Raw genomic sequence first — 18,716 nt, 5'->3', positions numbered from 1 at the left:
CTCGCCCCGGGCGACGGTGGCCAGCGGTCGGCCGGTTCAGGGGGCGGCCGGCACGCGGGGAGCGGCGACGACCTCCCGGGTGAGCTCCCCGAGCAGGGCCAGCCCGGCCCGAAGATCCGCCTCGGGCGAGGTGACGGTCAGCCGGAGCAGCAACTCCTCCTGGGGGTAGCCGAACGCGGATCCGGGCACCAGCGCCACCCCCCGATCGTGCAGGTCGGCCGCGATCTGGGCATCGCTGTGGTAGGCCGTCGCGGCGTCCGGCCCGGTCCGGCCCCGGAACCCGGTCAACCGGAGCAGCGCGAAGGAGCCGGCGGCCGAGGGGACCACCTGCACGGCTTCGACGCCGACGGCCCGGTTGATCCGGTCCACCTCGGCCCGTACCAGCCGGAACAGCCGCCGATACGCGCGCACGGTGCTCCGGTGGTAGGACTCCGGCGTTCGGTCGAGCACGGCGGCCGCGACCAGCTGGTCGATCTCGCTGGGAGCGGCCGTGTTGAACCAGACGAAGCTGCGCAGCGAGAACCGGTCCAGCAGTTCCTCGGCGGCGGCGGCCACACCGATGCGCAGCTTCGCCAGCCCGTAACACTTGGCCAGCCCGCGCAGGGTGATCGTCCGGGCGTACATGGCGCGGCCCGCGTCCGACACCGCCGCGGCGGCCGTGAACGGGGAGCCGTCCAGGATCATCTCGCGGTAGATCTCGTCCGCGATCACCACGAGATCCGGATGGTCGAGCACCAGCCGGGCGAGGCCGCGCAGGAACTCGGCGCTGAGCACCTCGCCGCTCGGGTTGCCCGGGTTCACCAGGAAGATCGCCCCGATGTCCGGCCAGGTCTCGACCGCCCGCCGGATCCGTTCCAGATCCCACCGGTGCCCCGCGTGGGCGCCGGTGGGGCGCAGCAGCCGGACCGGGTGCCCCGCCTGCGGCGCCGCCAGCAGCGGGTAGGTGTAGGTGGGCAGCGGAAACAGCACGGTCCGCCCGGCCCGCGCGAACTCGTGCAGCAGGGCCACCGTCAGCTGGGTCACCCCGACCCCGACGATCACCTCCCGGGTCTCGTTGACCACCGGTATCCCGTCCCGGCGCAGCCAGCCGGCGGTCGCGGTGGCCAACGCCGGCGCCACCAGGTGCGGCGAGCGGTAGCGGTGCAGCTCCAGGTCGTCGGGGCCGCCGCGGCCGGGCGCGGCCGCCCGGTCGGCCAGCTCGCGGAGGGCCGCGGCCGCCGCGGGCGGCGGCGGCACCAGCACGTCGCCGTGGAACAGGTCGATGCGCGGGCGTTGATCGGCGTACAGGGCCACCCACCGCTCGTGCAGCAGGCGCTGCATCGCATCGGGGGCGATCAGCAGGTCATCGGGCATTCGCGGGCACCTCCACCGGGCCGAAGTTGAGCTGGGCGGTCCGTGGCGGCGGTGGACACCCGGGCGGGGCGTCCGGTCCCGGCGGGCCGACCGGCGCCGGTCCGGGCGGGCCGGCTGCCACAGCGTCCAATCCGGACCGTTCGCTCGGCGAGGCGCCCAGCTCGGGCGACCCGGCGGTCGGACGGCCCAGCGCCCGGTCGGCCGCGGCCAAGCCGCGCCGGTCGAGCGTCACCCGCCAGTCACCCGGCCCGAACATCCGCTCGTCGAGGTCGCGCGCCCGCTCCAGCAGTTTGCGGGCCCGCGCCGGGCGGCCGGACCGGAGGTCACCGGCGGCCAGTTCCCGCAGCACCTCCGAGAACTGCACGCGGCCGGTTCCGCCACCGGCCTCCAGCGTGGCCAGCGCCGCCTCCGCGTACCGGCGGCCGCGTCGAGGTCGGCCACTGAGCCGGTACGCACGGGCCAGCTCGCACCGCACGTCCGCCACCCGCCAGTCCTGGTCGCCGAGGGTGTCCCGCAACTCGGCGAGCGCCGCCCTCAGCTCGCGCCGGGCCGCCCACCGCCGCCCCTGGGCGAAGCCGACCTGCGCCAGCTCGGCACGCAGCCAGGCCCGGATCCACCGGTTGTCGTGCACCCCGTCGAGCAGCTCCGCCGCGCGCCGCAGGTGCCGCTCGGCGGCCGCCAGGTCGAGCGCCTCCAACCCGACCCGGCCCAGCTCGTGATGGATCACCGCGAGGCCCCAGTGGTCGGCGCCGAAGCTCCGCTCGTCGGCGGCCAGCGCCGTCGTGAGCTCATCCCGAGCCGCGTCGAGGGCGCCCTGTTTCCGCAGTACGCGGCCGAGCTCCCGCCGGGTCCACGCCACCCGCCAGTCGGCCGCCCCGAAGGCCGCCACCCGCAGCTGCAGCGCCTGCCGGTACCGCGCGTCCGCCTCGGCCAGGTCACCGCGCTCGACCAGCGCGGTGGCCAGCTCGTGCAGGTTGGCGGCCACCTGCGGGTCCCGCGGTCCGTGCGCACGGATGCCGATGACCAACGCCTCCCGCAGATCCGCGACGGCCCGGTCCAGATCGCCGAGGTCGACCCGCACCCGCGCGCGAGCCCGCAGCAGCACCGCGGCGTCCGCGCCGTCCGGGAGCGCCGCGCCGGCCTCATCCAGCAGCGCCGCGGCCTCGGGCAGCCGGGCCATGTTCCGCAGGTACGTGGTGGTCCGCTCCACCAGCCGGGCGCGCGGACCGCTCGGGGTACCGGCGCGCGCGGCGTGCCCGACGGCCTCCAGCACGTGCGGCAGCAGCTGCCGGCAGCGCGGCCAGTCCGCGGACCGGTGCGGTGAGGCCGGGAAGGCGCGGTCCAGCGCCTCGACCGCGACGGCGCACCAGTGCCGCCGCTGCGTTGCGGTCAGCCCGTCGCGGACCAGCGCCTGGGTGAGCCGGTGCACGGCCAGCTCTGAGCCGTCCGGCTGGCCGGGGATCGGCCGGACCGACACCAGCGCGGCTCGGGCCAGCACGGCGACCGCGTCGCCGTGCCGCAGCTCCGGCGGATCCGCCGGGTCGGCGGCGACCGACGCGGGCTCCGAAGAACCGGCGGGGTCCGCCGGCCCGGAGATGTCGGTGGGCACGGTGAGGTCCAGCGGGATGGCGTCGGGGGCCAGAAAGGCGGACATCCGCAGCAGGTCCAGCGCGGCCGGCTGGTCGCGGGCCATCCGCTCCACGGCCAGGTCGTGCACCGCGACAAGGCTGCGCGGGTAGAAGCCCGGGCTGCCCCGGTCGAGCGTGGCCCGCGGCCGGTCCCGAAGCAGGCGCAGGTAGCTGTCCAGGGCCAACCCGCTGCTGCGCAGGTAGGCCGTGCCCTGCTCCAGCGCCAGCGGCAGATCGCCCACCTCCGCCGCGAGGTCCGCCGCCAGCTGCCGGTCCCGGCTACCGGTACGGGCGCAGACCAGCTCGACCGCGTCCGGCCGGGCCAGCCCGCCCAGCGTGCTGACCGCGTTGGCCCGCTGCGTCCACGCCGGGTCCCGGGTGGTGACCAGGATGTGCCCGGCGCCGCCGGCGGGCAGCAGGGCGCCCAGCACGGCCGGGTCGGGCGGATCATCGAAGATGAGCAGCCAGCGGTCGAAGCCGCGCAGCGCCGCGGCGGCGGCGGCCACCGCTCCCCGGTCGGCGGCCGAGGCGACGGCCCCAAGCCGAACCGCGAGGGCGCTCATCCGGTCCGCGACCACCGGCAGCCGCTCGGCCGGTATCCACCACAGCACGTCGTAGCGGCGGCGGTAGGTGTGGGCGTACTCCAGAGCCAGCTGGGTCTTGCCGGCGCCACCCGGACCCTGGACCACCACCAGCGTCGGCTCCCGCCGCCGGCCGGCCGCGGTGAGCTGGGCGCGGAGCCGCGCCAGCTCGGCGCGCCGGCCGACGAACCCGGGATGGCGCAGCGGCACGTTGGACACCTGCCCCTCGCGTGCCGACACCATCCGGCGCCACCACAGCAGGCCGCTGCCCAGCAACACCAGCGCGCCGGCCACCCCCACCACCACTCGCAGCGCGGTGTTCCCGGCCAGCGCGACCTCGACGTTGAAGATGGTGACCGGCTGGCCGGCGATCGCCGCGCCGACCAGCAACAGGCCGAGCGCCGCCGCGGAGGCCAGCGCGGTGGCATCCATCGGCGGTGTGCCGCGGCGGCGACGTCGATCCACGCGATGGATTGTTGCGCCTCGATGCCACATTCGGCACCGGTGATCCGGAGGGGACGAAGCGGGGGCGCCGATCCGCCGGACGCCCGTTCGCCTCAGCGTTGCCGCGCGCGCAGCGTGAGCACGTACGTCGCGGTCAGCGCGACGGCACGGTCGTCGTCCCGGCTCAACTCGGTGAGGGCGCGCGCCGCCGTGTCCCCCGGGATGTCGGCGAGCGCCTGGGTCAGCCGCTGTCGCGCCGCCGGGCCGGTGGTGTCGCGGGCCAGCTGGTCGACGAGGCCGGCGGCGATCAGCTCCGCCATCGGGGGGTCGTCCGCCAGCGCGCTCAGCGCGTCGGCCGCGTCGGCGTCGCTCGTCTCCCGGACGATCATGTCGATGAGCGTCGGCACGGCCTCGGCCACGCCGCGCGGCGCGAGGGCCAGCGCCGCGTACCTGCGCAGCACCTCGTCGGGATCGGTGAGGGCGCCGCGCAGCAGTACGGTTGCCTCGGCGGTCCTGATCTCGGCGAGGGCCTGGACGGCACGTTTCCGCACCTCGGCGGCCGGAGCGCGGAGCCCCTCGGCCAGCAGCGCCACTCCCCCGTCGCCCGCCTGCGCCAGGGCCCACCGCAGGGTTCCGGCCACGACCGGGTCCGTCTCGGTCAACGCGGCCTCGACGAGCGCCTCCACCGGCGCCGGACCGGCCCGGACCGCGGACAGCGCCGCGCGCTGGCGTTTCCCGGCGCTATCCGACCCCAGCGCCTGCAGCAGCGCGACGGCCTGCAGCACGTCCGTCCAGTCGAGGGGCTCGGCGGCGTCGATGCGCCGCAGCTGCGTGAGCAACTCCGTCTCCCGGGCGATGCGCGCTCGGGTCTGCTCGATGAGGTCCGCGACGAGGTCGGCCGGGGTGAAGGCCGGATCGTCCAGCGCCCGCTTGACGTCGCGCAACGACAGCCCCAGGGAGCGCAGGCTCTCGATGTGAAAGATCCGCCGGATGTCCTCGCCGGAGTATTCCCGGTAGCCGCCCACGGTGCGGCCCGTCGGCCGGACCAGGCCGAGCGAGTCGTAGTGCCGGAGCATGCGGGCGCTGACCCCGGACCGCCGAGCCACCTCGCCGATCAACACCGCACGTTCACCCCTCCGCGGTCATCGTACCCAGGGCCACCGCGCGCTTCGCCTGCTCGATCGCGTACTCGAAGCCGGCGTCCGGATCTCGCCGCAGCCGTTCCGTGGCGATGGCGTGCTGACGCCGCCCGAGGTCGCGAGCCGACCCGGCGGCCGTCAGGACCGGCGTGCTCGCCTCGTCGAGCGCGATCAACGCCCGGCTCAGGCTCAACTGCGTCTCCCGGCCGCCGCGCCCGAGCTGCGTCGCCAGCACCGCGGCCAGTTCCGGCTTCTGATCTTCGGGTACGAGGACGACGGCCGCTCGCCACGCGCTGCGGGCCACCTCGTCGTCGGCGTCGGTGAGCAGCGCCGGGCCGATCGCCGGCCACGCCCGCCGATCCCCGATCTTCGACAGCGTGTGCAACGCCTGGCTGCGGGCCTGCGCCCGCGTCGAGCGCAGCTGCTCGACGAGCCGCGGGACCGTCACCGCCGGGGGAAGTCGGGTGAGCGCCCAGGTGAGCATGTCGCGTACGTAGCCGTCGGGCTCCACCGCGCACCGCTCGACGAGGCTGTCCACCAGCCCCGCGTCCGGGCTCGTGCCGACCGCCAGTGCCGCCCGTAGCCGCACAGACGCATTGCCGCTCTCCAGCCCGCGGCGGACCGCGGTCGTCGTCGGATCCTCTGCTCCCATGGCCACAGCCAAAACCTTGGCACCGTGTGAAGGTCAAGCCCGGCCGGCGAGATCGCTGATCATCGCCACTCGCCGTACGGCATCCTAGGATCCTGGCTTTCATGGGGCGGCCTGTGCGGGGCGGCCGTGACGATGGTGATGGGTTATGACCATGGAGTGGCTGTCGGCGGGGACCTGGAGGGAGGTCAGTTCAGCTGACCGGCGATCATGGCGACCGCGACGAACAGCCCGAATCCGACGCCTGCCAGGAGCAGACTGCGACGCCAGAGCCGACTCTGACGGGCCGGATCCGACGTCCGGTGCAGCTGGATCGCGGCGACAACCGCGGGTGCGAACGCGACGCTGGGCAGCGGCACCAGCACCCACTCCAGCAATGGCAGGGTCTCGTGCGTGCCGACGGCGACCGCCAGCGCCACGAACATCAGGCAGTAGATGCCGGCGAGGAGCAGCGCCACCTTCCCGGCCAGGAGCCGCATCTCGACCCTCGGGTTGATCACGGTCCCACCTCCCGACTCATTCGAGCGTCCACCGGGTGGTCGTGGTCGTGCGCGAGTCGGTGGTCGACGGAGTACCCGGCTCCGCCCGTACAGTATGGACGTCGGCGGCACTGCCGGTGATGGCCGAACGCCCGAGCGGCGCCGAGCCGGTCGGGACGGCTGACCGGCGTCAGCTCGCCGCCGCGATGCGGTCGCCCTGTTCGGTACGCCCGTAGCGCACGACCGCCCCGTCGCGGGCCCGGGCGATCAGGCCGGTCTTGCGCAGGATGCCGAGATGGTGGGAAACCGTCGACTTGGCCACGGTGTGCCGCCGGCTGAGCTCGGTGGTGGTCCGGGGCACGTCGAGGTCGCGCAGGATCGCGGCCCGGGTGGATCCGACCAGATCGGGCAGCCCGCGGACGGGCCGCCGATCCTGCGCGGCGTTGAGGCCGCGGGCGGGGTAGGCGATGTACACCCGTCCGGAGTCGTCGAGTTGCACCGCGATGTCGCGATGCAGGATCGACGGCACCAGCACCAGGTCCGCGCCGGCGAGGTCGGCGTCCACGTCGTAGGGCAGCGCGAGGTGCAGCTCGGCGCCCGTCCAACGCAGGCCGGGGTGCAGGGTGCCCAGCACGTGTTCGAGGCCGTGGCCGGCGAAGACCTGGCCACGGTAGGCGAGGTCGGCCGCGGTGACCCCGCTGAGATACTCGTGCCGCGGCGAGATGACCATGTCGTAGAACCGGCGGAGCCCGTCGGCCGCCCGGCGGCCGAAGCTCCCCTCGTCGACGGTGCGGCGCAGGTCGGTCGGCATCGGTGTGCCGGCGGCCCGGTGGCCGGCGAGGTGCCAGGCGGCAAGCTCGGCGCCCGCCTGGCCGACCTGTTCGAGCTGCTCGGCCCAGGCCCGGGTCCAGGCGGCCCCGGTTGGCGCGGGAGTCAGCAGGTCCGGGATGTAGCCGGCGCCGCCGATCGCGCGCGCGACCAGGGCCACGTCCCGGTCCCGCAGGGCGAATCGTGCGGCGGCGCCGAGGTCGCCGAAGAAGGGGTGCCGACCGCCGCGGGCCGTCTGCCGGATCCACCACGCCACCTCGTACGCCGGGGACGGCGCCAGCCGCATCCGGCCCAGCGTGCCCGCGTCCGGCCGCAGGACAATCACGGATCAACCCTAGCAACGCCGTCGTTCGACGGACATCGAATTCGTTGCCGCCGCCGGACCGACCCGGTGGACTGGTCATAGCAGCGCCCGCGCCGGATTGCCACAGGCATCCGCTGCGGGCGGCCTCACCCAGGTCGACGGGTGCGGGGCGCCACCGGCAGGGCGGCGGCGCGGACCGGGCCGGGGCCACGGGGGTGGTGAGGCCGCCGAGTGGGCAGGTGGCGGTGGCCCCGAGGCGGCACCCGCCACCCGCCCACTCGGGCGTCGTCGGCCGGGGAGAGCGGACGGCTTACGTACCCTTGTTGTTACGTACCCGATCGGTTACGCTCTTGGCCATCATGGACGCGGTACTCCAGGCGCTGGCCGACCCGAGCCGGCGCACGATGCTCGAGATGCTTCGCGGCCGGCCGGCGACGGCGGGCGAGCTGGCGGAGGCCCTTCCGATCGCCCGTCCCGGGGTGTCCCGACACCTGCGCGTGCTGCGGGAGGTCGGTCTGGTGGAGGTCCGCCAGGACGCGCAGCGCCGCATCTACTCCCTCCGGCCGGAGGCGCTCGTCGAGGTCGACGAGTGGCTGGCGCCGTACCGCGCGCTCTGGCGGAACCGGCTCGATGCCCTGCACACGGAGATCGCCCGAGGAAAGAAGGCCCGCAAGTGAAGATCATCGGAACCATGCGGTCGCTCGACCAGGACCGCGGCGCGGTACGGGTCGAGGACGTCTACGCCACCGGCATCGACGACCTGTGGGACGCCTGCACGAATCCCGACCGGCTCGCCCGCTGGATCGCCAAGGTGTCCGGCGATCTGCGGCCCGGTGGCACATTCCATGCCGTCTTCACCAGCACCTGGTCGGGTCCCGGGCGCGTCGACGTGTGCGAGCGGCCCCACCACCTGTTGCTCACCACGCAGCCGGGCACCGACGAGGAGGCCCAGCTCGAGGCGTGGCTGACCGAGGAGGGCGCCGGGACGCGCCTCGTCGTCGAGGAGCGCGGGCTGCCGCTGAAGAGCCTGCACTTCTACGGCGCCGGCTGGCAGGCCCACCTCGAGGACCTGGGGCGGTCGCTCGGGGCCACGGCCGGTCCGGGGACCTGGACCGCGGAGTCGCCGGAGCCGAGCTGGCGCGAGCGCTGGACCGCGCTGACCCCGGCGTACGAGGAGAGGGGGGTCGCCTGATGTCCGACACGATCAGGCTCAGCGGCGTGACAGTCAACGCGGCCGACGCGATCGCCCTGGCCCGGTTCTACGCCCAAATCACCGGTGGCACGCCGAAGGGTGACGCGCGGTGGGCGACCGTCACCGGGCCCAACGGGGACATCGGCTTTCAGCAGGTGGCGGACTTTCGCCCACCGGCGTGGCCGACCGGCGCCGTGCCGATGCAGATGCACCTCGACTTCTTCGTCGACGACCTCGCGGCCACCGAGGCGCGGGTCCTCACCGCCGGAGCGACCCGCTTCGACCACCAGCCGAACTCCGACCACTGCTTCGTGTACGCCGATCCGGCCGGCCATCCCTTCTGCCTGTCCACCTGGGACATCCCGCAGCTGATGTGATCCGGTGCGGCGGGGCGCGCCGTGGTCTGCCAGGACGGCCGGGATGGAGTCGTACGTCGAGCGTCCGCCGGTGCCGGCGCTGGCGCGCGAGGCCCGCAACCTGCCTCGCGAGCCTCGGCTGGCGCTGTCGGTCGCGCCCGCCGACAACCCGTTCACGCCGGTCGTCGTCCCCGGCCGGGTCGTGGAATGGATCGGCGGCGACCCGGCGTGGGAGATCATCGACCGGCTGGTCGCCAAGTTGGCAGCCGCCCACCGGCGGCGACGAGACGCTGGGGCTGGTCGACTTCTCGATCTTCCCGCACGTGGACCATCCGGACCTGACGGAGAACACCATGGCCGAGGCGGAGAGGTGGGCGGCCGGCATGCCGTCGCCGGCGTACGCGATCGATGACGACACCGCCATCAAGGTGACCGACGGCAACGTCGAGGTCGTCACCGAGGGACACTGGCGGCTGCTGCACCCCGAACGTCAGCCGGTCCGCTCCTGAGCCCTCTCCCCCGCAGCGCCGAGGCATTCCGCGGCGCCGGCGAACTCGTCGGCGAACTGGAGAACAGATCGCCACCGCTCCGGGATGGCGCTGGCGCCGTCCCGGACCCCCAGCAGGCCGCCGGCGATGGCCGCGTTGGTGTCGGTGTCGTTGCCGATTCGCACGATGTCGACCAGGACGTCGGGCAATGGCCGCGGGTCCAGCACGGCGGCAACGGCCAGGGTCAGCGAGTCCAGCACGTACCCTGCCGCGTCGTCCGCCAGGCCCGCCGGCCCGGTCAGCGCCAGCGCCCGGGGACGCAACCGCCGGCCGTGCGCGACGGCCCCGGCCACATCGACGCCGTCCAGGTGCCGGGCCAGGAGGTGTCCCCGGTCGACGGCCCGGTCCGGAGGCTCGCCCGCCAGGAGCGCCGCGGCGATCTCGTTGTACGCCGCACAGGCGACGGTGCAGCGCGGGTCGTCGTGGGTGATCGCGGATATCCGCATCGACTCCTCGGCGCGACGCTGCGGGTCGGTGACCGCCAGCGCGGTGGGTAGGGCACGCATCAGCGATCCGTTGCCGGCGTGGCCCTGCCCGGCACCGGACCCGCGGGGATCGCCGGTCTGCTGGTAGCGGCGCAGCCCGGCGCCGGTGGCGCCGCCCATGTCCCGGGGCGGCGTGCCGGGCGTCCGGCCGGGCCAGTCGCCCAGCATCCAGGCCAGCATGTGGTCGGCGGCCGACCGCACCACGTCGACACCGGGGTGCAGGTGGGCAAGCAGAACGGCGCGGGTCAGATCCGTGTCGTCGGTGGCGTGCCCGGGCGGCCAGTCGAAGGGTCCGCCGCCGATGATCTCGGTCAACCCCTCCGGATAGCGCTGCCGGATGGTCGCCCACGGCGAGAACTCCACGGCCGCGCCGAGGGCGTCGCCGGCGTGAACGCCCAAGAGCCCACCGAGAACCCGGTCCAGGCGCCCGAGGCGCTCCGCATCCGCATTCACCCCACCAGCATCCCGCACTCCCGGACAGCGGCGGACACCGCCCGCCGACCCGCGCGTTGCCAGCCAGGGCCGGACTTGGGCTAGATCGGGAAGCGGCCGCGGTGCCAGCGCCAGTGCCGACCCGCCGCCAGGTGGTCGACGACCGCGCGCTGCAACGCGGTACGGCGGGGCAGCCGGTCCAGGGGCGTGGTCAGGCTCCGGAACACGAACCGTCGCACCTCGACGTCGGCGTCGATCCCCTCCGGCTCCTCGTCGGGCTCCAGCTCGAACCGGCGCTGGAACCGGATGATGTTGGAGTCCTCGGGCAGATACTCCCGCAGCTGCGGGTCGAGCAGCCACGAGCCGCACGAGAACGCCGAGTAGCGCTCGTCGGGGAAGTGGCGCGGGAAGAACGCGCGCGCCCGGTCCAGCGACGCGTCGATCGCGGCCGGGGTCAGCGGGCCCGACTCGGGGATGTGCAGCCCGATGTCGCCGTCACCGCGCTGGTGCTGCAGCCGACCCAGCTCGTAGAGGCCGCCGCGCGCGTGCAGCGTCAGCCAGCTCTGCATCACCGGCCAGCCCTCGCCGTCCATCCGCCGGTCGACCGCCAGGTTGCGGCCCAGGTCCGCGAGGGTCACCCACGAGTCGGCGTCGGCGACGCCGTGCTCGCGGTGGTATCCCCGGACGATGTCGACCATGGCCAGGTACGCGTAGACGTACAGATGCCGCCAGGCGGGTCCCCGGTCGCGCGGCAGCGCCGGACCGGGCGGCAGCCAGTCATGGCCGCCGAGGTCGGCGCGGACCAGCGCGATCGAGCGGTCGAGCAGCCAGCGCAGCTCCGGGGTCCACAGTGGGGAGTCCGCCTCGGGCCAGCCGGCCATGATCTCGGCGGCGTCGTCCGCCCGCACCGCGAGCAGGTCGAGCAGCGCCGGCGCGTCGGCCCGGGCGGGCAGCGGCGCCGACGGCCCGTCGCCGGCCAGCCGGCGCACCCGGTCGACCTCCTCGACGGCCACCCCGAGCCGGTCCGCGGTGTCGTGCAGATCCACGCGGAGCACCCTACCGATGTCGTGCCACGCGGTCGCGCCCGTGTCGGGTCAGCCGGCGATGTGCGCGGCCACCACCTCCAGCACGGGGGCGAGGTCGGCGGCCTCGATCGCCACGTCGGGCCGGAACGGCAGCCGGGCGAGCCGTTCCACGCCGCCGGCCCAGATGGTGCGCTCGGCGGGGGCGGGCGCGTGGAGGTCGGTCTCGACGCCGCAGCAGGGACAGCGGAAGTACGCCATGTTCTCCACGCCGCCCAGCACCGGCGTCCGGACCTCGCGCAGCGTGCCGAGCGCGCGGCCGGTGTCCAGGTGGGAGACCTCGGCCGGGGTCACCACCAGGATCGTTCCCACCCTTCCGGCGCCAGCCAGCACCCCCTGCTGGGTGAAGTTGACGCCCGGCGGAAGGTCCACGACGAGGGCCTCGATGTCGCCCCAGTCCGTATCCTTGATCAGCCGGCCGAGCATGAGATCGGCCAGATCCGAGCCGAGCGCGAGCCCCTGGGCGCCGGCCAGGAGGAAACCCGCGGATGCGACCTTGAGCCCGGCCACGTCCATCGCCTCCAGCCCGGAATCGCCCCGGCCGCCGCGCCCCCACCGGGCCAGGGTCACCGTCCTGGCCGGCGCGTCGCGCCGCAGGCCAAGCATCCGCGGTACGTCGGGACCGGCGATGTCGGCGTCGACCAATCCGACCCGGCGACCGGCCCGGGCCAGCTCGCGACCGATCGCGACGGCGACGCTGGTCTTGCCCACCCCGCCCTTGCCGCTGGCCACGGCGACGATCGGCAGGTGCGCCGCCGACCGCCGGGCGGCCCCGGGGATGCCCATGCAGCCGACCGTACTGGACACTCGGCACACTGGCCACGACCAACGCCGCGGCAGCGCCGCCACGGTCGCCCCGACCTGGCGGAACGCGTGCTGTCGGCCGGACCGGGGAAAAATGGCGGAGCCGGTCGGGCGACCGTTCGGTAGCGTGCCGGCCGTGATCGAGCTTGTCCAGCGGCATACCGCCCTGGCCGTGGTGGTCGGTTCGCGGGCGTACGGGCTGCACGGCCCGGCTTCCGACCACGACCGGCGCGGCGTGTACGTGGCGCCGACGCGCGCCTTCTGGCGGCTGGACAAGCCGCCCACCCACCTCGACGGTCCGGCCGCCGAGCAGTTTTCCTGGGAGTTCGAGCGGTTCTGCGCGCTGGCCCTGCAGGGCAACCCCACGGTCCTGGAGGTGCTCTGGTCGCCCCTGGTCGAGTCAATCACCGCGGACGGGGAGCTGCTGCTGTCCGCGCGGCATGCGTTCCTGTCCCGGCGGGTGGCCGGCACGTACGGCAACTACGCCCGGGATCAGCTGGACCGGGTGGCCGCCCGCCGCGCCCGGACCGGCGAGACAAACCACAAGCAGGCCATGCACATGATCCGGCTGCTCATCGCCGGGGTGCATGTGCTGCGCACCGGCGAGGTGCTGGTGCAGGTCGGCCGGCAGCGCGACCGGTTGCTCGCCGTGCGGCAGGGCGAGCTGCCCTGGGAGGCGGTCGCCGCCTGGGCCGCGGATCTGCTGGGCCAACTGAACGAGGCAGCCGCCACCACCGCACTGCCGGAACGTCCCGATCGCGACGCCGTGGACGGGCTGCTGACCGCCGTACGGGAAAGGAATCTGCGGTGACCGTCGAGGTGCCGGAGTGGGCCGCGGAGGCCGCCCGCGCTCTCCCCCACCCGCTGCTGTTCGCCACCGTCAGCGGCGCGCACCTGTACGGGTTCGCGTCCGTCGACTCCGACCTGGACCTGCGGGCCGCGCACCTGCTGCCGGCGGTCGAGGTGGTGGGCCTGCGCACCGGCCCGGAGACGTTGCAGCACATGGGCGTGCGGGACGGCGTCGAACTGGACGTGGTCAGCCATGACCTGTTGAAGTTCGCCAGGCTGCTGAGCAGCCGCAACGGCTACGTCCTGGAGCAGCTGTTGTCGCCGCTGGTGGTGGTGACCACGCCGGTGCACGCCGATCTCATCGCGCTGGCCCCGCGGCTGATCACCCGGCACCACGCACACCACTACCTCGGCTTCGCGGCCACCCAGGAACGGCTGGCCGCCCGGACCGGGCAGCTCAAGCCCGTGCTGTACACGCTGCGGGTGCTGCTCACCGGAATCCACCTGATGCGCACGGGTCGGCTGGAGACCGACCTCGGCGTGCTCGGCGCGGACCTGCCGTACGTACCGGATCTCATCGCCGCCAAGCGGGAGGCCGAGCACGGCCCGCTGCCCGCCGGTACCGCCGAGCGACTGGGCATCGACGTGCCGCGGTTGCGGGCCGAGCTGGAAGACTCGCGGGACTCGTCCGCGCTGCCCGACCGGCCGGATCCGGCGGCCATGGACGCCCTGCACGACCTGGTCGTGCGTACCCGCCTGGGCTGAGCGGGCCGGTCGCGGACGGCGACCGGCCCGCGGCCGGGCGGGGTGCGGCGTTTCTGGTCCGTCGCACGCCCGCCCGGGATCGGTCAGGGCAGGTCGACCGGGCGCAGGACGCGGTCGATGCCGTGGGCGATCTGCCGGTTGCCCTTGTTGATGTCGAACCTGATCACCCGCGGGTCGCGGTCGTTGCGGTCGGCGTCGATCAGCCGGACGCCCCGGAAGCACCACCAGCCGTACACGTCGACCGTGATCGACGATCCGGCGGCGGTCGTCAGGCTGGCGCCGTCGGCCCGCAGCGCCGCCTTGCGGTCGATGGTGGCGCCCGGAACCACGTGGTAGAGCAGCACCGTCTCGACGGTGTCGATGCCGAGGCCGGCCACCGCGGTGAAGGCCTGGCTCTCGCCCGGGAGCCGCCTGGTGTGCTGGATGTCGGCGACCAGCGTCTCGAACGCGCGGTCGTTGGGCAGGAAGGCCGTGAGCGCCGTGGTGCCGTCGGTGAGCACACCGACGGGGCTGGCGGGCTTGGCCTTCAGCACGGCCAGCACGGCCGCGGTCAGGATGTCGTAGTCGTTGCCGTTGCGGTCGAAGCCGCTCTTGTCGGCGGTGAGGACCGCGGCGAGCGACCTGGTGCCCAGGGAGTTGCTCTTGCCGCTCGCGGTGGCGGGCACGGCGGTCAGGGCGGAGGCGACGAGGGCGGCGGTCGCCACGGCGGCGGCTCGCTGACCCAGGCGGGTGAACCTCATCTTCGGGCGTCCTTTCCGGTACGAAGTGGTGGCTGACCAGCCACCACCTGAACTTCGCCGACGGACGCCCCGGCGGATGCAGGCGGTTGTCGATCCGCCGGCTTCTTGTCATGCCGGTCTACTGGTGTTCTACTTAACCAACACAATCACCACGGACGGCGAGGTCTCATTGATCAACTTTCATGTCGACCGGTCCAGCAGCGTTCCCGCGTACGCCCAACTGGTCCGGCAGGTGCGCGAGGGGCTGCGGATCGGGACGTTGCGGCCCGGGGACCAGCTCCCCACCGTGCGCAGCGTGGTGACCTCCTGCACGGTCAACCCGACCACGGTGCTGAAGGCATACCGCGAGCTGGAACTCTCCGGGTTGGTGGAGGCGCGCCAGGGGGCCGGCACCTTCGTCAGCGGAACGCTCGGTCACGCGGATCCGCACGTCATGGCGCGCCTGCGGGGCGGCCTGGCCCGGTGGCTCGGGCAGGCCCGCGAGGCCGGCCTGGAGGACGAGGACGTCCAGGCGCTGCTCGCCTCGGTGATCGTGGACAGCTCGGCGCGTACGACTCGGTCGGACGGTGAGCGGCCGCGGTCGGGACCGGCGGCGGGCGCCCTGCGACGGAAGGACGGTGCGGCATGAGCGAGCAATCCATCGCCGTGGAGGCCCGCGATCTGAGCCGGCGGTACGGCGCCGTGTGGGCGCTGCGGAATTGCAGCTTCGAACTGCCCGCCAACCGCATCATCGCGCTGGTCGGCGCGAACGGCGCGGGCAAGTCGACGCTGCTGAGCATCATCGCCGGCATGCTCCCGGCCACCAGCGGCGCGCTGCTGGTCCGCGGCCGACCGGTGCCCGGGGGCGGATCCACCGCCCGGGGTGATTCGGCCGGGAGCCGGGTCGCCATCCTGGCTCAGGACAAGCCGCTGTACCGCGACTTCAGCGTGGCCGACATGCTCCGGTTCGGCCGGTCCATGAACCGGGTCTGGGACCAGCGGCGGGCGCTGTCCTGGCTTCAGCGCTTCGACATCCCGCTGGACCGCCGCTGCGCCAAGCTGTCCGGCGGGCAGCGGGCCCAGGTCGCGCTCGCGGTCGCCCTGGGCTCCCGCCCGGCGGTGCTGCTGCTGGACGAGCCCCTCGCGAACCTGGACCCGGTGGCCCGGACCGAGGTGACCGGCGAGCTCATGGCCGAGGCGGCCGACGGCGAGATGACCGTCATGCTGTCCACCCACATCATCGCCGAGCTCAGCGGCGTAGGCGACCACCTGCTGCTGCTGGACGCCGGCCGGCCGGTCCTCACCGGGGACGTCGAGGACCTGCTCGACAGCCATGTCCGGCTCACCGGCCCCCGCGCGGACCAGCCCCCCGGCCCGGGCGCGATCGTCCAGGCCCAGCACACCGACCGGCAGTCCACATTCATCCTCCGGCAGCCGGTCCCGCCGGCGACTTACGCCGTCGTCGCGCCCGGCTGGACCGCTCAACCCGTCACGCTGGACGAGCTGATCCTCACCTACCTCAAGGCAGCGGCCAGGCCCTTCCGCGACATGGAGACAGCAGCATGAGCACGGTCACCGAAGCGCCCGCCACCACCAACCGCCAGGACGGTCCCGAGCCTTCCGGGGGCGTCCGCGGTCTGCTGTGGGTGACCTGGCGCCAGCACCGCTGGGCCCTGGTCAGCACGCTCGTCCTGGCCGCGGTGCTGGTGGGCTGGATGGCGTACCTGTCGATGGAGCTGACCGACCTGTGGCACCAGTGCCACGAGACCTTCTGCCCCGACGACTCCCCGCAGAGCGCGCGACTGGCCGGGACCTCGCCGCTGGTCCTCACCTTCGGCGTCCTGTCCCGACTGGTGCAGTACATGCCGCTGCTGATCGGCGTGTTCCTCGGCGTGCCGGTGCTGGCCCGGGAACACGAGCAGCGGACCCTGCTGCTGGCCTGGAGCCAGGACGTCTCCCCGACCCGCTGGCTGTGGACCAGGCTCGGGGCCCTCGGCCTGTTCGTGGCCGCGGTGACCGGAGCCGTCGCCGGCGTCAGCGACCACCTGCAGCACGCGGCGAACCTGCCCGCCCCGGGAAATCTGTTCGACTACCTGCCGTTCCTCACCACCGCAGGGCTGCCGGCCGTGATCAGCGTCTGCTGGTTCGCGATCGGTGTGGCGCTCGGCGCCGCCGTCAGACGCACGCTGCCCGCCGTGTTCGGCGTGATAGCCGGCTTCATCGGCCTGACCTACCTCGTGCAGTGGCGCTATCCCACCCTCGTGACGCCGCTGTCCGCCTGGCGGCAGGTCGGCCGGCCGGACGGCGGCCTGCTCGGCAACAACACCCTGGTCGTCAAGGGCGGCATGATCCAGTACGGCTTCGACGGGCCGTCCGCCGCGTTCGACGCCTCGGGGCGCGAGCTCAGCGGCGTCGAGCTGCAACAGCTCTGCCCGCCGACCAACAACCCCGACGGCACGCTTTCCTGCTTCGTCGACAACCACCTGCAGCAGCACCTGCAGTACCAGCCGGGCACCCGGATCCCCGAGTTCCACCTGATCGTCGCGGGCGGCTACCTCGCCCTCACCGCGGTGGCCCTGGCCACCGTCTGGTGGATCGTCCGCCGCACCAGCCTCAGCGCGGGCTGACGGCGGCGTCGGGCTAGGACTCGTCACGGTGGGCGGCGAACTCAGCCAGCGCCGCTCGCCCTCGTCGGCTTCGGCGTCCCATCGCCGGTACGCCTCCAGTGCCGCAGCCTCCAGGTACTCGGCCAGCGCGGCATTGACAGTCCCGGACGTCGTGGCCCCGGGCGTGCGCCGGACATGAGCGGTGAGCATTCGATCTATCTCAGGGCGCATGGACAGGGTGCGTTTGATCGCCTGCGTCATACCACCGGGGACTACCACCTAGAGGTGGTAGTCCCCCTGCGGCGCGCCGACGAGGATCCGGCTGCGGCGGGCAACCGGCCCGAAGCCCGGTTGCCCGCCGCCGGGTCAGTTCCGGTAGCGGAAGATGATCCGACCGCGGTTCAGGTCGTACGGGCTCAGTTCGACCAGCACCCGGTCGAACGGGAGGATCTTGATGTAGTTCTTGCGCACCTTTCCGCTGATGTGCGCCAGCATCTTGTGGCCGTTGTTCAGTTCCACCCGGAAAGTGGCGTTACGCAGGCACTCGAGGACGGTGCCCTCGAGCTCGATGCCCTTCGGTGTTCTTGCCATGATCAGTGCCTTCTCTCGTGGGTGGTCAGCGGAGGATCAGTTCGAGGTTGCTCCCGGCACGCCGGGCACCGATGCCGTCGAACAGCGCCGTGGCTGCAACGTTCGACTCGGTCACCTCGGCCGCGGCGGTGTCCTTGCCGATGCGGTGCAGCGCGCCCAGCGTGTGCGCCAGCAGCGCTCGGCCGATGCCGCGGCGCTGGTGTTCGGCCCGGACGGCGACCAGCCCGATCCGGGGTTGCCGGGTCACCATCGCCACCCGCAGCAGCCCCACGTACCGGCCGGACAGCGCCGCCACGGCGTATTTCGCCGGGTCCAGCTGCGGCCGCGCCAGGACCTCGGCCGGCATGTCCGCCCAGCCCGGGCCGGCCTCGACCTCCGCGCGGATCTGGCGGTCCAGGGCGCGCAGCGGCGCCTCCTCGGCGGCGCCGACGGGCAGGATCATGACGCCGGGCGGCGGCGCCGAGTCGAGGCCGGTGACGCGGGGATCCGTGGGTACGGCGTACTCCCACTCGCGGCGCCGGACCGCGAAGCCGGCCCGTTGCCAGCGGGCGGTGAGTTCGAGGTCGGCCTCGTCGACCACCGTGTACAGCGGCCTCGGCAGGGCCGCCAGCATGGCCTCGGCCAGCCGGTCGAAGGTCGCGTCGTGCCAGGCGTCGACGCTGACGAACGTCCGTCCGTCGGGGCGACGCGACGTCTCGGCGCGGCCGGCCACGAGGTCGTCCTCCAGCGCGTGCCACTGACCGGCCGCGACGCGCGAAATCAGCACGGCATGGCCGAATTCCACAGGGTTCATAGGTTGGTCCTTCCGGAAGTGCCTTGGGGGGCGCTCCCGGCGACACCTAGGTCAGCGGCCGGTCCGTGACGACGGGGGGAGCACCCACATCGATACAACGTTCACGGGTCTCACCTCCTCGGACAGTGTCACGGCGGGCAGGACGCTAC

General features: G+C 73.8%; 21 protein-coding genes. 9 read left to right on the top strand and 12 right to left on the bottom strand.

The window, feature by feature from the left end:
* Positions 1-36: 36 nt before the first annotated feature.
* From ACFFHU_RS26660 to ACFFHU_RS26635, 6 genes are all read right to left on the bottom strand, one after another.
* Positions 37-1,353, bottom strand: coding sequence for a pyridoxal phosphate-dependent aminotransferase (locus tag ACFFHU_RS26660; protein WP_377343038.1), 1,317 nt, complete (start codon positions 1,351-1,353; stop codon positions 37-39).
* The gene (gene fxsT, locus ACFFHU_RS26655) at positions 1,343-4,027 is read right to left on the bottom strand and encodes an FxSxx-COOH system tetratricopeptide repeat protein (protein WP_377343036.1); all 2,685 of its coding nucleotides are present in this window, start codon (positions 4,025-4,027) and stop codon (positions 1,343-1,345) included. Before fxsT ends, ACFFHU_RS26660 begins: the two co-directional genes overlap by 11 nt.
* Positions 4,028-4,119: 92 nt before the next feature.
* Complete coding sequence (locus ACFFHU_RS26650) at positions 4,120-5,127, bottom strand: MerR family transcriptional regulator (protein ID WP_377343034.1); 1,008 nt, start codon at positions 5,125-5,127, stop codon at positions 4,120-4,122.
* 7 nt (positions 5,128-5,134) lie between these two features.
* Positions 5,135-5,797 carry a HEAT repeat domain-containing protein gene (locus tag ACFFHU_RS26645; RefSeq protein WP_377343495.1) on the bottom strand — a complete coding sequence of 221 codons (663 nt, stop codon included), beginning with the start codon at positions 5,795-5,797 and terminating at the stop codon, positions 5,135-5,137.
* Positions 5,798-5,982: 185 nt separating this feature from the next.
* Entirely contained in the window at positions 5,983-6,294 is a 312-nt protein-coding gene (locus ACFFHU_RS26640) for a hypothetical protein (RefSeq protein ID WP_377343033.1), read from the bottom strand.
* Between the two features lie 169 nt (positions 6,295-6,463).
* Positions 6,464-7,426, bottom strand: coding sequence for a winged helix-turn-helix domain-containing protein (locus ACFFHU_RS26635; RefSeq protein WP_377343031.1), 963 nt, complete (start codon positions 7,424-7,426; stop codon positions 6,464-6,466).
* 338 nt (positions 7,427-7,764) lie between these two features.
* Here ACFFHU_RS26635 and ACFFHU_RS26630 point away from each other — a divergent pair, with 338 nt between their 5' ends.
* The 4 genes from ACFFHU_RS26630 to ACFFHU_RS26615 all read left to right on the top strand — a co-directional run bounded on the left by ACFFHU_RS26630 (position 7,765) and on the right by ACFFHU_RS26615 (position 9,462).
* A complete protein-coding gene (locus tag ACFFHU_RS26630) occupies positions 7,765-8,082 on the top strand; it encodes an ArsR/SmtB family transcription factor (RefSeq protein WP_377343030.1) in 318 nt (105 codons plus the stop codon).
* On the top strand, positions 8,079-8,597 hold the full coding sequence (locus tag ACFFHU_RS26625; RefSeq protein WP_377343029.1) for an SRPBCC domain-containing protein: 519 nt from the start codon (positions 8,079-8,081) through the stop codon (positions 8,595-8,597). The genes ACFFHU_RS26630 and ACFFHU_RS26625 overlap by 4 nt, the downstream gene beginning before the upstream one ends.
* Before the next feature lie 26 nt (positions 8,598-8,623).
* The gene (locus ACFFHU_RS26620) at positions 8,624-8,974 is read left to right on the top strand and encodes a VOC family protein (protein WP_377343028.1); all 351 of its coding nucleotides are present in this window, start codon (positions 8,624-8,626) and stop codon (positions 8,972-8,974) included.
* 302 nt (positions 8,975-9,276) lie between these two features.
* Entirely contained in the window at positions 9,277-9,462 is a 186-nt protein-coding gene (locus ACFFHU_RS26615; RefSeq protein ID WP_377343027.1) for a hypothetical protein, read from the top strand.
* On the opposite strand, the gene ACFFHU_RS26610 is transcribed toward ACFFHU_RS26615, so the two are convergent.
* From ACFFHU_RS26610 to ACFFHU_RS26600, 3 genes are all read right to left on the bottom strand, one after another.
* On the bottom strand, positions 9,444-10,439 hold the full coding sequence (locus ACFFHU_RS26610) for an ADP-ribosylglycohydrolase family protein (RefSeq protein ID WP_512699501.1): 996 nt from the start codon (positions 10,437-10,439) through the stop codon (positions 9,444-9,446). The two genes, ACFFHU_RS26615 and ACFFHU_RS26610, sit on opposite strands and share 19 nt — an antisense overlap.
* Positions 10,440-10,519: 80 nt before the next feature.
* Complete coding sequence (locus ACFFHU_RS26605) at positions 10,520-11,464, bottom strand: acyltransferase domain-containing protein (protein ID WP_377343025.1); 945 nt, start codon at positions 11,462-11,464, stop codon at positions 10,520-10,522.
* A 48-nt stretch (positions 11,465-11,512) separates the two neighbouring features.
* Positions 11,513-12,286 carry a P-loop NTPase gene (locus tag ACFFHU_RS26600; RefSeq protein ID WP_377343024.1) on the bottom strand — a complete coding sequence of 258 codons (774 nt, stop codon included), beginning with the start codon at positions 12,284-12,286 and terminating at the stop codon, positions 11,513-11,515.
* 154 nt (positions 12,287-12,440) lie between these two features.
* Here ACFFHU_RS26600 and ACFFHU_RS26595 point away from each other — a divergent pair, with 154 nt between their 5' ends.
* A complete protein-coding gene (locus ACFFHU_RS26595) occupies positions 12,441-13,115 on the top strand; it encodes a nucleotidyltransferase domain-containing protein (protein WP_377343022.1) in 675 nt (224 codons plus the stop codon).
* Positions 13,112-13,858, top strand: coding sequence for a nucleotidyltransferase domain-containing protein (locus ACFFHU_RS26590; protein WP_377343020.1), 747 nt, complete (start codon positions 13,112-13,114; stop codon positions 13,856-13,858). Before ACFFHU_RS26595 ends, ACFFHU_RS26590 begins: the two co-directional genes overlap by 4 nt.
* An 83-nt stretch (positions 13,859-13,941) precedes the next feature.
* On the opposite strand, the gene ACFFHU_RS26585 is transcribed toward ACFFHU_RS26590, so the two are convergent.
* Positions 13,942-14,598, bottom strand: coding sequence for a fasciclin domain-containing protein (locus tag ACFFHU_RS26585; protein ID WP_377343018.1), 657 nt, complete (start codon positions 14,596-14,598; stop codon positions 13,942-13,944).
* A gap of 124 nt (positions 14,599-14,722) precedes the next feature.
* On the opposite strand from ACFFHU_RS26585, the gene ACFFHU_RS26580 reads away from it, so the two are divergent.
* The 3 genes from ACFFHU_RS26580 to ACFFHU_RS26570 are packed head-to-tail and all read left to right on the top strand — an operon-like array spanning position 14,723 to position 17,204.
* Entirely contained in the window at positions 14,723-15,226 is a 504-nt protein-coding gene (locus ACFFHU_RS26580; protein WP_377343017.1) for a GntR family transcriptional regulator, read from the top strand.
* Positions 15,223-16,143, top strand: a complete 921-nt coding sequence (locus ACFFHU_RS26575) for an ABC transporter ATP-binding protein (RefSeq protein ID WP_377343016.1) — start codon at positions 15,223-15,225, stop codon at positions 16,141-16,143. Before ACFFHU_RS26580 ends, ACFFHU_RS26575 begins: the two co-directional genes overlap by 4 nt.
* Positions 16,140-17,204, top strand: coding sequence for an ABC-2 membrane transporter-related protein (locus tag ACFFHU_RS26570; protein ID WP_377343014.1), 1,065 nt, complete (start codon positions 16,140-16,142; stop codon positions 17,202-17,204). Before ACFFHU_RS26575 ends, ACFFHU_RS26570 begins: the two co-directional genes overlap by 4 nt.
* A gap of 345 nt (positions 17,205-17,549) precedes the next feature.
* Here ACFFHU_RS26570 and infA read toward each other — a convergent pair whose 3' ends face one another.
* The gene (infA, locus tag ACFFHU_RS26565) at positions 17,550-17,774 is read right to left on the bottom strand and encodes a translation initiation factor IF-1 (RefSeq protein ID WP_377343013.1); all 225 of its coding nucleotides are present in this window, start codon (positions 17,772-17,774) and stop codon (positions 17,550-17,552) included.
* A 25-nt stretch (positions 17,775-17,799) separates the two neighbouring features.
* Positions 17,800-18,567: a GNAT family N-acetyltransferase gene (locus tag ACFFHU_RS26560; RefSeq protein ID WP_377343011.1), complete on the bottom strand. Its 768-nt coding sequence runs from the start codon at positions 18,565-18,567 to the stop codon at positions 17,800-17,802.
* Positions 18,568-18,716: the final 149 nt, after the last annotated feature.

The sequence above is a fragment of the Plantactinospora siamensis genome (assembly GCF_042434095.1).
Lineage (GTDB): Bacteria > Actinomycetota > Actinomycetes > Mycobacteriales > Micromonosporaceae > KBS50.
This window is presented reverse-complemented; position numbering and strand designations above follow the sequence as displayed.

Coding starts and splice junctions, on each gene's coding strand:
- ACFFHU_RS26660 (WP_377343038.1), bottom strand. CDS start 1,353: ATGCCCGATGACCTGCTGATCGCCCCCGATGCGATGCAGCGCCTGCTG.
- ACFFHU_RS26645 (WP_377343495.1), bottom strand. CDS start 5,797: ATGGGAGCAGAGGATCCGACGACGACCGCGGTCCGCCGCGGGCTGGAG.
- ACFFHU_RS26630 (WP_377343030.1), top strand. CDS start 7,765: ATGGACGCGGTACTCCAGGCGCTGGCCGACCCGAGCCGGCGCACGATG.
- ACFFHU_RS26600 (WP_377343024.1), bottom strand. CDS start 12,286: ATGGGCATCCCCGGGGCCGCCCGGCGGTCGGCGGCGCACCTGCCGATC.
- ACFFHU_RS26585 (WP_377343018.1), bottom strand. CDS start 14,598: ATGAGGTTCACCCGCCTGGGTCAGCGAGCCGCCGCCGTGGCGACCGCC.
- ACFFHU_RS26575 (WP_377343016.1), top strand. CDS start 15,223: ATGAGCGAGCAATCCATCGCCGTGGAGGCCCGCGATCTGAGCCGGCGG.
- ACFFHU_RS26570 (WP_377343014.1), top strand. CDS start 16,140: ATGAGCACGGTCACCGAAGCGCCCGCCACCACCAACCGCCAGGACGGT.
- infA (WP_377343013.1), bottom strand. CDS start 17,774: ATGGCAAGAACACCGAAGGGCATCGAGCTCGAGGGCACCGTCCTCGAG.
- ACFFHU_RS26560 (WP_377343011.1), bottom strand. CDS start 18,567: ATGAACCCTGTGGAATTCGGCCATGCCGTGCTGATTTCGCGCGTCGCG.